We start from the raw sequence: 12,826 nt of genomic DNA, 5'->3' as shown, positions 1-12,826 counted from the left end.
CAGGATGCGGCAGGGCGACGCGCGGAACATCGTTGGCAAGGGTGCTGTCTTGGGAGCAGCGGTCCAAGCGAACACCGTCGGGGACGTCACGATCAATGTCGGACCACCCGGTGCGAATCCTCCCGACGGAGCGGACGAGTGGGTCGAGTTAGCCTTCGAATCGAGCGTGTGGCAGCACGCTTCCGCCGACATCGAACGGTTCCGTCAACACGTCTGCACATTGGTTGCGAAGCTCGCGGCGCTGCGGGATGAGGCTGAGCAACAGCTGGCTGGCGATCCTTGGCAGGACCCGGACGTGGTACGGCGTTTCACCGAGCGCATCGAGTGGCTGCTCGGCGAGCCGGGATCAGATCCCCTCGACCTGTACCCGGCTGAAGCTGCGTTGTTCGTGCTCACACCGTTCCTGTATCGGGTCCACCACCTGCGGCTTGCCTCCCGGTTCGCCGAGGTTGGGCCAGCGGAGCTCGGCGAACGCGCCGAAGACCGCACTCCCCTGCGAAAGTCGTTCGAAGAGTTCGCCGACGGCCACGAGCTCCTATCCGGACGGGCTCAGCAGGCAGACTCCAAGGCACTGATCGGCTGGTGGCTGTTCCACCGCTGGTTGGCCCAGCGCGAGGAGTTCGCTGACCCCGACCAGGTCGACGAGCTACTCGATCTGGTCGGCCCGCCGGCCGCGGAGCTGCGCGGAGTCCTCAACTCGAAGCGGGTCAGCCGACTCCTGCACGGTCTTTGGCGCGGGCCTGACGTCGGTAACCCCGAATACCTGGAGGAGCTGCCCGCCGACGACCGCGTCGGCCCGCAGCAACGAATCCGGTACCGACGCCTGGCTCTACTCACCTGCCTGGCATATAACGCGTCGGTGGAGATGACGAGCCTGCCCAGCATCATCGCCGAGCACCTCGGCATCCCCTACCCTGTCAAGCTGGAAGAGCTGCTCAGCACCCTGGAACACGCGGACTGGAGCGGTTCGCCGGACATTCCAGTACTCCGCGCGAACTGTCACCACGAAGCCGTAATCGAAGCAGTCCGCGAATACGTGATGCGGGTGGACGAGCTGCTGCACGCAGTGCGTCGGACCGCCGATGAACGCATCACCCATCCCATGCCTCAGCTGCCGAGCCGACTGTCCGCGAACGAAGTCGTACCGGTCGGCGATGTGTTCACCGGCTGGGCGAAGTTCCGGCTCAATGAACGACGCATCCGCGACCTGCTGATGGGCGTCCAGCTCTACAAAGACCGCGACCTCGCTGTGCGTGAGCTGTACCAGAATGCACTGGATGCATGCCGCTACCGCCGTGCGCGGACCCAGTACCTGGATCGCACCGGGCCTGCCAGCTACGGGTACGACGGCAAGATCACGTTCGTGCAGGGCGTGGACGAAGATGGTCGTGAGTACCTGGACTGTATCGACAACGGCATCGGCATGGGCGAATCCGAGCTCCGCGGCGTCTTCTCCAATGCAGGCGCTCGCTTCGCCGAACAGCCGGAGTTCCTGCTCGAACAGGCGAAGTGGAACCGTCTCGATCCGCCGGTGAAGCTGTACCCCAACAGCCGGTTCGGCATCGGCGTGATGAGCTATTTTATGCTCGCCGACGAAATCCGTGTGACCACTTGCCGAATGGGCCTAGACGGCCACCCCGGCCCGGAGCTCGAGGTTTCCATCTTCGGACCCGGCCACCTGTTCCGAATCGTCCAACGCGCCGAGCGCGGTCCGGGCATCGGGACGAAAGTGCGGCTGTACCTGCGCCCGGACAAGGAGCGGCCCGCGAACTGGTCATGCATGGAGGTGATCGAGCGGCTGCTAGGTATCGCGGAATTCCCCATCACGGTTCAACACGATCAGCAACGTAACGAGTGGGCCGCCGGAGAACTGAAATCCAGGCTGAAGAACCCCAATGAGACCTTCGGGCTCGACGTGCGCGAAATTAAGATTCCCTGGACTGGTGCACCGAACGGTGTGCAGGTGTTTTGGTGTGAGGGCGGTGGCGGCCTGCTCGTCGACGGTCTGGTCGTCGAGCCAGCTGTGCGCCGGGGCGTACTTTCTAGCCGTCCCACCCTGAAGGGTGTCGTGGTGAACCTCTTCGGGGAGTTCGCCCCGAACCGCCTATCCGCTGACCGCACAGAAGTTCTTGATGACATCTCCGATCAAATCCGCACGCTCCTCGAGTCCGCGGCCACGGATCTAGTCAACAAGGGTGCCGCACTGCCCACCTTCAAATGGATCTGCAATGTGGCCGAGGCTAACGGCCAGCTAGCAGACGTCATCACTTCGGCCGCCGTCGAGAATCAGGTCCGATTGGAATCCCCACATCTGACCTTTGACACCAGCATGACCGGATGTTTTCCTGCAGACACGGAGATTCTCGCCCAGTACAGTCATAGAATCCCGCAGAACCGGAAGATCCGGGGCACAATCCCCGACCACATCCTACTGTGGCGTCTATTGGCGCATCGCTCCGCCGAACCCCTCGCCATGCTCACAGAGATCTGCCCCGAGATCGGACATATCCGGGAAGTTCGCCCAGCGACGCCCTCGCATCTGATCCTCTTGTGCAGAGACTCGAACCAGGGTGTCTGGAGCTTTGCTCTGGACTTCGAGCTGCGATCAGAAGAGCACCTCTCCCGGGTTTCGTCGGGTCTCGGGATCACAAAACATGAAGCGGCAACCACTTTGACCGAGCTGGGATTCGACCGGATCCACCCCGACAACTTTCCGGAATCTGATGTCCACAGCAAAATTCCCGACGACACCCACATCGGCAGGACAACGAGCCGCCACATGACTGGTTCGGCGACGAAAGATCCGCTTCTGCAGAGGAACCTCAACAGCTTCAACACGCTGCGGCCAGGCGAACCGGTGCCACTGGGACACATCGCTCAGGCCAGCCTTAAGCTCGATCTCCCGGTATCCGAGGTGCGCTCTCGGCTGTCCGGACACGGCCTGGACACCGATCCAGGCTGGCTGCCTGAACGACCTCAGAACTGGATGCCAGTGCTGCTGAGCACGCACCTGGACGGAAACTGGCCGTGGCTACACTGGTCGGCGCCGGTTCCGCCCGGCCATGTGCTCGCAGCGGCCCAGCAACTCGACCTCGAGCCAACGGATACCCTTGTCGCTCTTGCTGAACTCGGTCTCAAACCGCCGGAAACGTTCCCAGACGACGCTCACTTTGACGATCTACCCTTGCTCCGGAGTCCGCGCTCCCAATCCTTCCTGCTCTGTCCCGGCCCAACGTATTACTCCGACCTGTTCCTAGTCGCAGAGAATCTGCAACGCCCGCTCAGAGCAGTGCTCGCGCGGTTGCGTGCCTACGGCTTTGATTTTCCACTGCTCCTTCCCGAGGAGCCCCAACTACTGGATGGAGCACTCCTCCAGCCAATCGGACTCTGGCTGGGTGTGGGATCCCATACTGTGATGCCATTCGCACACGTAGTGCTGGCCACGCATTCTCTCAATGCCAGTCCTCGCGACGTAACCGCCCACCTCGCACGTTATGGCGTCAAGACCTCGCGCAAGGAACTCCCGGAAGGGTTGCCCTTGGAGACCGCACGCAAACTTCTTTCCCGCTACTCCTACGGCAGCCCCGTACTGAGAGGCATGCTCCCCGTCAAGTTCAAGGACCTGCTTGATACTTCCTTGCAGATGCGGATTCCCATCACCGAAGTAGCGCACTGGTATCGCGAGCTAGGGCTTAACGTTCCCGATGTTGCCGAGACCATTCGGAATGCACTCGCTCACGTACCACGCTCCAAGAAGTGACGGGCCTCTGTCAAGCGTCGGGGTCGCCGAAGACCTTGCCTGGGTTGAAGATTCCTGCTGGGTCGAGGGCGTTCTTGATGGCGTGGTGCATGCCGACGACCGTGGGGCTGAGCTCGGCGTGGAGACCTTTTCGTTTGAGGAGGCCGACTCCGTGTTCTCCGGTGACCGTGCCGCCCATGGCGATTGCGTCGGCGACGATGTCGTCGAAGGCTCGTTGGGCTCGTTCGCGGGCTTCGTCGTCTCCGGGTGGGGTGATGATCAGCGGGTGGAGGTTGCCGTCGCCGGCGTGGGCGATGTTGGCGATCTGGGTGTTGTGGCGCTGGGCTGAGGCTTCGATGCGGGACAGCATTTCCGGGACCTTCGCGCGCGGCACGCAGACGTCTTCGGTGAGCACCGGGCCGAGGCGTTCCAGCGCCGGGTAGGCCAGTCGGCGCGCGGCGAACAGGGCGTCGGCCTCGTGTTCGTCGGTGGAGCGGGCGCTCCAGGTGGCTCCGGCCTCGTCGAAGCAGCGAAGCAGCGTGTCGACTTCCTGCTCCCCCGCCGCGCCCGGGGTGTCCGAGCGGCCCAAGAGCAGCACGTTCGCCTCGGCGCTGAGGCCCATGTTCTTCCACTCGTCGACCGCGCGCAGGCAGTGCTGGTCGAGCAGTTCCAGGGCTGAGGGCACTACTCCGGCAGCAGCCACCGCCGCGACCGCTTCGCCGGCCTCCACCAGCGAATCGAAGTAGCCGACCACCGTGCGTTCCGGGGCACGCAGACCCGGCAGCAGCTTGACCGTGATCTCGGTGATCACGCCGAGCGTGCCCTCCGAGCCCACGAAGAGGCCACACAGGTCGTAGCCCGCGACGCCCTTGGCGGTACGCCTACCGAGGCGGACCACCTCGCCGTTGCCGACGACGGCTTCCAGGCCCAGCACGTAGTCGCGGGTCACGCCGTACTTCACGCAGCACACGCCGCCGGCGTTGGTGGAGGCGTTGCCTCCGATGGTCGACCACGGCGAGCTGGCCGGGTCCGGCGGGTACCAGGCGCCGTGCTCGCGGCAGGCGGCACGCAGGTCGTCGTTCACGACGCCGGGTTGCACCACAGCAAGCTGCTCGCGCGGGTTGATCTCCAGGATCTGGTTCATGTCGGCCAGCGAGATGAGCACGCAGCCGTCAATGGCGTTGGCACCACCGGACAACCCCGTCCCCGCACCGCGCGGGACGACCGGAACGCCCAGTTCAGCGCAGATCCGGACGGTGATCGCCACGTCGTCGGTGCTGGTCGCGCGCACCACGGCGAGGGGTTTGCCGAACGGTGCCCACTCGGCTTCGTCGTGGGCGAAGCGGGCGGTGGAATCGGGATCCCTCAACAGCACCGACTCCGGAAGTTCCGCGCTCAAGGCCGCAAGCGCCCTCTCCGCCGTTCCCGACATATCGACCTCCGTCCGGGTTGAACCTCCCCCACGTTAACCAACGCGCCCGCAAACCGTTTCGCCAGAGCAACGACCTTCTGCACAGTCACCGGGCGAGCACTGTGGGTTTCCAAATTTCCCTAAATTTGGAAACCGGATCAGGCGGAGGCTTCGAGGAAGTGCGCGAGGACGTTGTGGAGGACCTCTGGCTGTTCGAGGTGCAGTTCGTGGGTCGTGTCGGGGACGCTCATCGCCGTCGTTTCCGGGCGCCATTCGAGCATCTCGGCAACGTCGGACGGCGACCCCAAGCGTTCCGGCATGATCATGCCGCATCGCCCGTGCAGGAGGTCAGCTGTTCGTCGCGATGATGGTGTTCACCAGGTCCGCACCCGGGAAGTCCATCATGATCACGCCGGTGCGAGGAAGATCGTTGCCCTGCAAGTGTTCCAGGGCATAGTCGTTCACGCCCCGGAATCCCGCCGCTCCGCAGGCAACCGCGTTCGGGAACGCCGCGGCGCTGGAGCCGCTGGTGAAGTTCAGGAACATCTCGCCCTGGTCCGCCGCCGTCGTCTTGTCCAGGTGGTCGCGGACCTTCGTCCACTTGTCGTCGATGTCGAACAGCGTCGGCACGTTGTACTCGTCCTGGACGTAGGTGCCCCAGGTTTCGTCGTTGAACTGGCCGATGCCGCGCCCCTGGTGCAGTCCGCCGCGCGGGCCCTGCAGCGCCGTCAGCACGATCTTGCCGCGCGCTTCGCCGAGCGTGGGCATCACGCCACCCGCTGGGTCGTGCAGGTACTTGCCGTTGGGGTCGTTATCGCGGTACCAGTCCAGGATCTGGGTCTCGTCGAGCTGGCTGTTCTCGTCGGTGCAGGAGCCGGTTTCGCCGGTGCACTCGGCTTTCAGCCGCAGCAGCAGCGTTTCGCCCGGGTGCGCGGCCAGGAAGTCGCCTGCCTTCTGCAGCACGTCGGAGAAGTTCGCGTTCTGGTAGAAGGGCCCGTGGTGCAGGGTGAACTTGTCGTCGTAGCGGCGCACCCGGATGTCGATGGCGCGGATGCCCGACTGCAGCTGGACGGCGAGGGTTTCCGCGCTGTCGCCGTGGTTCTCCTGCGTCTGGGAGAGGTCCCCGCCATGCAGCGACAGGGTCTGGTGCGTGCCTGGGATCGACAGCTGCGCCAGGCTCGCATCGTCGGGCAGCCCGGCCATCCAGTCCGGGTTCGACGCATCGGTGATGCTCTGGCAGTACGGCGCGGCAGCCGCCGTCCCCGGCACCATCGAGACCGACAACGCCAGCGCGAGCACAGCTGCCGCGCGAACCGCCTTCCCAGACATGCGCCCCAGAATTCCCGCCCCTGCTGCAACAACGGCCCGAATGGCGGGAAATCGCCAGTTCAGCCCGAGAAGCGGTGCTGCCAGATCTCCCGCGAGGCCTTGATCGGGTCCGCGACCACCGACGACGGGACGTTCCAGATGCGGACGCGGCGGTCGGCCTCCGAGTACGTCGGCCAGCCCGGGTCACCGGTCGTGGCGAAGGAGATCCAGGACTCGCGCAGTTCCGCCGAGAGGACCTCGAAGTCCGCGGGCATCTCCTCGCCGAGCATCCGGCGGAGCGGGTCTCCCGCGACGCCGAAGGTGAACGGCAGGTCCAGGCCGTGGCACGCGCCGAACACTCCACCGTTGAGCGGGCTGGGCCACGCGAACTCGTAGAGATAGCTGCGGCCGCCCGCCTGAGCGTGCGCTTCAGCGCTCCACAACGCCGGAATCCGGAACAGGTTGTCGCTGAGCATCAGCGTGTACAGCGCCGCGTCGTCCGTTCCCGGATATCCGGCCCGGTACTGCTCCACCGCGGACGGATCCAGCCGCAGGCCTCGTGCCAACAGCGCCGGATCCTTGACGGCCGCGGGCAGGTCCGCCGTGAACATGGTGGCTTCGTCGGCGTTGTAACCGCAGATCAGGTCCACGCCCTGACCCGAGCCGCCGCGCAGCATCGCCCACGGCAGGTCGTCGAGGACTTCGCCGTCGAAGACCACCGCGTACGGCGTCGAATTCGTCCAGGCCGCGCGGTTCTCGTTCATCTCCGCCATCGCCGCCGTTTGCGCGGTGTGGATGGTTTCCGGTGACACCTCGCCCAACGCGTCGGCCGTCGCCGGAACCCCCAGGCGGCTGACGACCAGGTCACTGGCCTTGCTGAACTCGTCCTCAGCGCAGAAAAGCGCACCGACGCTCTGCGCGATGCCGCGGCGGAACAGTCCTTGCCGGGCCGATCCGGCGGCTAGCGTGACCACCGAGGTCGCCCCGGCGGACTCACCGAAGATCGTCACGTTGCCCGAGTCGCCGCCGAACGCCGCGATGTTGTTCTGCACCCAGCGCAACGCCGCCAGCTGGTCCAGGATGCCGCGGTTGGCCGGAGCGTCCTGCACACGGCCGAATCCCTCGTATCCGACCCGGTAGTTCACCGTCACCACGACCACACCGGCCTGCGCCAGCCGCGTCGGGTCGTACTCCCCGCTCGTCCCGCCGAGGTAGGCGCCGCCGTGGATCCACACCATCACCGGCAGCCCGCCAGCGCGGTCCGGCGTCCACACGTTGAGGGTCAGCGAATCCGTGCTGTCACCGGGATTCCACGCCGCCGGGATGCCCGGCAGGAGCACCGGCTGCGGCACCGCAGCGCTGAACTCGGACGCATCCCGCACCCCGTCCCAGGGCTCAGGGGGTTGTGGCGCTTGGAACCGGCGCGGCCCGTCCAACGGGGCTGCGTAAGGAATTCCTTTGAAAACGCTCAACTCGCCGTCGGCGACACCACGCACCGCACCGTGCTCGGTCCGCGCCACAAGGTCCATGTCCTCATGAAACCAGGAAAACTCCGTTTGCGCGGCTGATTTCCTCCGAGCTCAAGCGCGGTCGGCCAGTTCGGCGACCGCCAGCGGCAGGGCCTCGCGGAACTTCTCCAGGTCCGGCACCGCGGCTCGGTTGGCCTGCACCCCGACGTGCACCGCGCCGTTGAACTGCGACACGGCGATCGCCAGCGCGTGCCCGGCCGCCAGCGGCGCCACCGGGTAGAGCTCGGCGAGCTCCGCGCCGTCCAGGGTTGCGCGGAAGCTCGGCAGCGGGACGTTGCTGATCAGCGCGTCGAACAGCAGCGCCGCGCCCTGCCCGGCCAGTGGCCCCGCCACCTGGTGCACGAGTTGCGGCATCCGCCCGGCCAGCACCGGGAACGCACCGGGCCCGCGCTGCGGTCCTGCGCTCTTGTTGCGCGCCATCTCCGCCCTGATCCACTGCAACCGCGCGACCGGGTCCAGCTCGGCCACCGGCAGCTCGCACAGGTAGCCGGAGAGCTGGTTGTTCCCGCCGTTGCGCTGGTTCGCACGGCGCCTGGACACGGGGACCAGCACGCGCACCGGCAGTTCGAGGTCGTGCCCGCGGGTGGCCAGCCACCGGCGCAGGGCTCCGGAGATCACCGCGAGCACCACGTCGTTGGTCGTGCCGCCGTGCTGGGCGCGGATCTGGCGCAGTTCGGCCAGATCCAGCGGCACGAGGGCGACTTTGCGTGCCGCGGAACCGGAGGCGTGCAGGGGCGAATCCGACTGCGGGAGCCGCACGTTGCGCATCACGGAAGAGGCGATGCCGAGCGACTCCCCCGACTTCGCTAGGGTCGAGCGCACCGTGCCGAACAGCTGCTGCGGACGTCCGAGCAGCCCCATCGCATCGCCGATCGGATTGCGCGGCGCTGGGACGGTTCCGGGCTTCGGGGTGAGACCGTCGAGCAGTCCGAGACCGACCTCCACCGCGTCGCGGCCGTCGGCCAGCGCGTGGTGGAACTTCACCAGCACCGCGAACCGGCCCTCGGCCAGTCCGGTGATCAGGTGCAGTTCCCACAACGGGCGGCGCCGGTCCAGCGACTCGGCGGCCAGTTCCGCGACCAGCTCGGCCAGCTCCTCGCGGCCGCCCGGAGTGGGCACCTGGTGGCCGTGCACGTGCTCGGCAGCATCGAAGCCGGGCGCCTCGGTCCAGCGCGGCTGCATCCAGGACCGGTCCAGGCGCAGCCGCAGCCGCGCGATCCGCTGGGCGCGCTCGGCCAGCAGCGCCAGCAGCCGCTCGCGGTCCGACTCGCCCTGCGGGGCGAACACCGCGACCGCGCCGAGGTGCATCGGCGCGGTTTCCCGTTCCAGGCACAGGAAAGCCCAGTCGAGCGTGTTGATCCCACTCGTCATCATCGGCACACCTCGTCGCGTGATCGACGTCATGCCGGAATCATCCGGCACCGCGGTTAAGGGATTGTTTCCGAGCCATGAACACCCAGGGATCGACAAATTCCGGCGGCCAGCTTCTCGGCGAGTTCGCCGAACGCCCGGTCCGGCAATTCCGAAACCAATTCACCTTCAACCGTGGGCTCGTCCCCCGCCCCACCTGCGATCACGCGGTGTTCGGGCACTGCTGGCGGCACCGACATCGATCTGGTCCTCCCTGCTGCGGACGCCATCCGGTACGACCGGAAAACCCGTTTCCCATTCCGGAGTCCGACACGTCCTCTTCACGTCGGCGCACCATTGCACCCAGCAGCGGAGTCCGAAATGGACCCTGCTGCGAGCGGCGAGTGCTTCGACCATAACGGAGCGGAAAGCGCGGGGAAGAACAGGGCGGTGTCAAGAATGCGCAAAGCCGAGCGTGATCGCTTCGTTGCGTGCGCCCGGACCGGCACCTGGTCCCCCACACGGCGCACGGAGCCAGCACGAATCCGACATCTGGCACGGGAGCCGGTGACACCGCGCATTGATCTGCCCAGCGCCCTGTGAGCGGATTCACCTGCGGTGCAAGCGAAAAACCCCGCCGCCCGGCGGTCTGACCGGGACGGCGGGGTTGTTCGGTTCAGCGGGTCAGGCGGCCTTCAGCACGCCCCCGATCAGCCCGAGGTTTGCCAGCACCTCGCGGGTGGCCTTGGACCGGTTGAGGCTGTAGAAGTGCAGCGCCGGAACGCCTTCGGCGATCAGCTTCTCGCACAGCCGGGTGGTGATCTCCAGCCCGGCCGCCCGGAAACCGGCCGCGTCCTCGCGCAGCGGGTCCAGCACCGCCGAGACCTCGTCCGGGATCGTCATGTTGCTCAGCTGGGTCGTCATGCCCAGCACCTTCGGCGTGGTGATCGGCATGATCCCCGGCAGCAGCGGCTGGTCGCAGCCGTGCTGGGCCAACCGGTCCCGCAGCCGCAGGAAGCGTTCCGGTTCCAGGAACATCTGCGCCACCGAGAAGTCCGCCCCGGCCCGCAGCTTGTTGACCATGTGCTTGGTGTCCGACTCCAGGTCGGGCGAGCGCGGGTGCAGGTGCGGGAACGCCGCGACGCCCACGCTGAAGTCACCGCACTCGCGCACCAAGCGCACCAGCTCGTCGGCGTAGGTGATGCCCTCCGGGTGCGGGATCCACTCGCCCAGCGGGTCGCCCGGCGGGTCGCCGCGGATCACCAGCACGTTCTTGATGCCCTCGGCCGCGTACGACCCGATGACGTGCCGCAGCTCGGCGATCGAGTGGTTCACCCCGGTCAGGTGCGCCATCGCCACCAGGGTGGTGTCGTTGGCGATCCGGCCGGTGGTGCGCACCGTGCGGTCCCGGCTGGATCCACCCGCGCCGTAGGTGACCGACACGTAAGCGGGGTCCAGCGGCTCCAGCTCCCGGATGGCTCGCCACAGGTGGCGTTCCTCCTCGTCGGTCTTCGGCGGGAAGAACTCCACCGAGAACACCGTCTTGCCGGGGCGCAGCCGGTCGATGACTTTGGTCATTACTGGCCTCCCTCATTCCCAGCTTGGTCTCGTCAAGCGGCAGAACCGCACCGTCCCGGGCAGCAGAACCCAACCCCGTGAGCACTTCGGGCTGCCACAGCAGCCCAACGTGCTCGCGGACCCCGCGGTGGCGACGCGGATCACCAAGTCGACCACCGTCAGGCAAGCGGCGGGGCCGCTTTCGGCGGTGAACAGCTACCGCGAGGCTCAACTGGCGACGGTCGGCGAACGTCGCATGCGCCGCCAGGCGCATAGCCCACCCTCGCAACCGGCACCGCCGCGGGTTCTCAGAGGCTTTCTCGCGTGGACAGCCCGTTTGCAGTGTATTTGTCATACATGAAAACGGGATCCCGCAGCGAGAAAGCCTCTGAGGTTCCGCTACCCGCACCGCCGCTCAGGACGAGTGCAGCTCTTTAAACCTCGGACGAACTCAGTACCGGTAGTGCTCCGGCTTGTACGGGCCGTCGACGTCGACGCCGATGTACGCGGCCTGCTCCTTGGTCAGCTTGGTGAGCTTGACGCCCAGAGCGTCGAGGTGCAGGCGGGCGACCTTCTCGTCCAGGTGCTTCGGCAGCACGTAGACCTGCTTGTCGTACTCGCCCGGCTTGGTGAACAGCTCGATCTGGGCGATCGTCTGGTTGGTGAACGAGTTCGACATGACGAAGCTGGGGTGGCCGGTGGCGTTGCCCAGGTTCAGCAGGCGGCCCTCGGACAGCACGATGATCGAGTGCCCGTCCGGGAACGCGTACTCGTGGACCTGCGGCTTGATCTCCTGCTTTTTGACGCCCGGGGTCTTCTCCAGGCCGGCCATGTCGATCTCGTTGTCGAAGTGGCCGATGTTGCCCACGATGGCGTTGTGCTTCATCTGCGCCATGTGGTCGGCGGTGATGATGTTGAAGTTGCCGGTCGTGGTGACGAAGATGTCCGCGATCGAGACGACCTCTTCCAGGGTGGTGACCTGGTATCCGTCCATCGCCGCCTGCAGCGCGCAGATCGGGTCGACCTCGGTGACGATCACGCGGGCGCCCTGGCCGCGCAGCGACTCCGCGGAGCCCTTGCCGACGTCGCCGTAGCCGCAGATCACCGCGACCTTGCCGCCGATGAGCACGTCGGTGGCGCGGTTGATGCCGTCGACCAGCGAGTGGCGGCAGCCGTACTTGTTGTCGAACTTCGACTTGGTGACCGAGTCGTTGACGTTGATCGCCGGGAACAGCAGTTCACCGGTCTTGGCCAGCTCGTAGAGCCGGTGCACGCCGGTGGTGGTCTCCTCGGTGACGCCCTTGATCTCCGCAGCGATCTTGGTGAACCGCTTGCCGTCGGCGGCGATGCTGTTGCGCAGCGTCTCCAGGATGACCTTGTATTCGTCCGGGTCGTCCTCGGAAGCCTGCGGCACCACGCCGGTCGCCTCGAACTCGACGCCCTTGTGCACCAGCAGGGTGGCGTCACCGCCGTCGTCGAGGATCATGTTCGGGCCCTGCTCGCCGAACTGGAACAGCTGGTCGGTGCACCACCAGTACTCCTCCAGCGTCTCGCCCTTCCAGGCGAACACCGGGATGCCCTCGGGCTTGTCCGGGGTGCCGTTCGGGCCGACGACGATCGCCGCGGCGGCCTCGTCCTGGGTGGAGAAGATGTTGCAGGACACCCAGCGGACCTCGGCGCCCAGCGCGACCAGGGTCTCGATCAGCACGGCGGTCTGCACGGTCATGTGCAGCGAGCCGGCGATCCGCGCGCCCTTCAACGGCTGGGCGGCCGCGTACTCCTCGCGGGTCGCCATCAGGCCCGGCATCTCGTGCTCGGCCAACCGGATCTGGTGCCGCCCGGCCTCGGCCAGCGCCAGATCCCTGACGGCGAACTCCAGGCCGTTGACCTTCTGCAGCTTCGCGCTCATGGCTTCCTTTCTCGTTTCGGAGA

Annotated in this window: 9 protein-coding genes; 1 reads left to right on the top strand and 8 read right to left on the bottom strand. The window is 66.5% G+C overall.

Translation table 11 applies throughout. From position 1 onward, the window contains the following. Window positions 1-4: 4 nt before the first annotated feature. Window positions 5-3,760, top strand: a complete 3,756-nt coding sequence (locus ACWCO2_RS11755) for a wHTH domain-containing protein (RefSeq protein ID WP_450127696.1) — start codon at window positions 5-7, stop codon at window positions 3,758-3,760. Window positions 3,761-3,770: 10 nt separating this feature from the next. Here ACWCO2_RS11755 and ACWCO2_RS11750 read toward each other — a convergent pair whose 3' ends face one another. The 8 genes from ACWCO2_RS11750 to ahcY form a co-directional block, all read right to left on the bottom strand. Further along, window positions 3,771-5,171, bottom strand: a complete 1,401-nt coding sequence (locus tag ACWCO2_RS11750; RefSeq protein ID WP_450127695.1) for an FAD-binding oxidoreductase — start codon at window positions 5,169-5,171, stop codon at window positions 3,771-3,773. A 137-nt stretch (window positions 5,172-5,308) separates the two neighbouring features. Beyond that, window positions 5,309-5,476: a hypothetical protein gene (locus ACWCO2_RS11745; protein WP_450127694.1), complete on the bottom strand. Its 168-nt coding sequence runs from the start codon at window positions 5,474-5,476 to the stop codon at window positions 5,309-5,311. Window positions 5,477-5,498: 22 nt separating this feature from the next. Continuing rightward, the gene (locus ACWCO2_RS11740; protein ID WP_450127693.1) at window positions 5,499-6,479 is read right to left on the bottom strand and encodes a phosphatidylinositol-specific phospholipase C; all 981 of its coding nucleotides are present in this window, start codon (window positions 6,477-6,479) and stop codon (window positions 5,499-5,501) included. Between the two features lie 59 nt (window positions 6,480-6,538). Beyond that, window positions 6,539-7,987 carry a carboxylesterase/lipase family protein gene (locus ACWCO2_RS11735; RefSeq protein ID WP_450127692.1) on the bottom strand — a complete coding sequence of 483 codons (1,449 nt, stop codon included), beginning with the start codon at window positions 7,985-7,987 and terminating at the stop codon, window positions 6,539-6,541. Between the two features lie 51 nt (window positions 7,988-8,038). Further along, entirely contained in the window at window positions 8,039-9,391 is a 1,353-nt protein-coding gene (locus ACWCO2_RS11730; RefSeq protein WP_450127691.1) for a wax ester/triacylglycerol synthase family O-acyltransferase, read from the bottom strand. A 23-nt stretch (window positions 9,392-9,414) separates the two neighbouring features. Next, window positions 9,415-9,597, bottom strand: a complete 183-nt coding sequence (locus ACWCO2_RS11725; protein ID WP_450127690.1) for a hypothetical protein — start codon at window positions 9,595-9,597, stop codon at window positions 9,415-9,417. 424 nt (window positions 9,598-10,021) lie between these two features. Further along, window positions 10,022-10,915 (bottom strand): methylenetetrahydrofolate reductase, encoded by an 894-nt coding sequence (locus ACWCO2_RS11720; RefSeq protein ID WP_450127689.1) that lies wholly within the window; start codon window positions 10,913-10,915, stop codon window positions 10,022-10,024. A 430-nt stretch (window positions 10,916-11,345) separates the two neighbouring features. Further along, window positions 11,346-12,803, bottom strand: a complete 1,458-nt coding sequence (ahcY, locus tag ACWCO2_RS11715) for an adenosylhomocysteinase (protein ID WP_450127688.1) — start codon at window positions 12,801-12,803, stop codon at window positions 11,346-11,348. Window positions 12,804-12,826 lie beyond the last annotated feature (23 nt).

The sequence above is a fragment of the Saccharopolyspora sp. NPDC002376 genome (genome assembly GCF_053593195.1).
Note: the sequence above shows the minus strand (reverse complement) of the source record. Positions and strands in the feature narration are given on the sequence as shown.

Bases quoted from the DNA above. Each gene is read 5' to 3' on its own strand.
- ACWCO2_RS11755 (WP_450127696.1), top strand. From the start codon at position 5: ATGCGGCAGGGCGACGCGCGGAACATCGTTGGCAAGGGTGCTGTCTTG.
- ACWCO2_RS11750 (WP_450127695.1), bottom strand. From the start codon at position 5,171: ATGTCGGGAACGGCGGAGAGGGCGCTTGCGGCCTTGAGCGCGGAACTT.
- ACWCO2_RS11745 (WP_450127694.1), bottom strand. From the start codon at position 5,476: ATGATCATGCCGGAACGCTTGGGGTCGCCGTCCGACGTTGCCGAGATG.
- ACWCO2_RS11740 (WP_450127693.1), bottom strand. From the start codon at position 6,479: ATGTCTGGGAAGGCGGTTCGCGCGGCAGCTGTGCTCGCGCTGGCGTTG.
- ACWCO2_RS11735 (WP_450127692.1), bottom strand. From the start codon at position 7,987: ATGGACCTTGTGGCGCGGACCGAGCACGGTGCGGTGCGTGGTGTCGCC.
- ACWCO2_RS11730 (WP_450127691.1), bottom strand. From the start codon at position 9,391: ATGACGTCGATCACGCGACGAGGTGTGCCGATGATGACGAGTGGGATC.
- ACWCO2_RS11725 (WP_450127690.1), bottom strand. From the start codon at position 9,597: ATGTCGGTGCCGCCAGCAGTGCCCGAACACCGCGTGATCGCAGGTGGG.
- ACWCO2_RS11720 (WP_450127689.1), bottom strand. From the start codon at position 10,915: ATGACCAAAGTCATCGACCGGCTGCGCCCCGGCAAGACGGTGTTCTCG.
- ahcY (WP_450127688.1), bottom strand. From the start codon at position 12,803: ATGAGCGCGAAGCTGCAGAAGGTCAACGGCCTGGAGTTCGCCGTCAGG.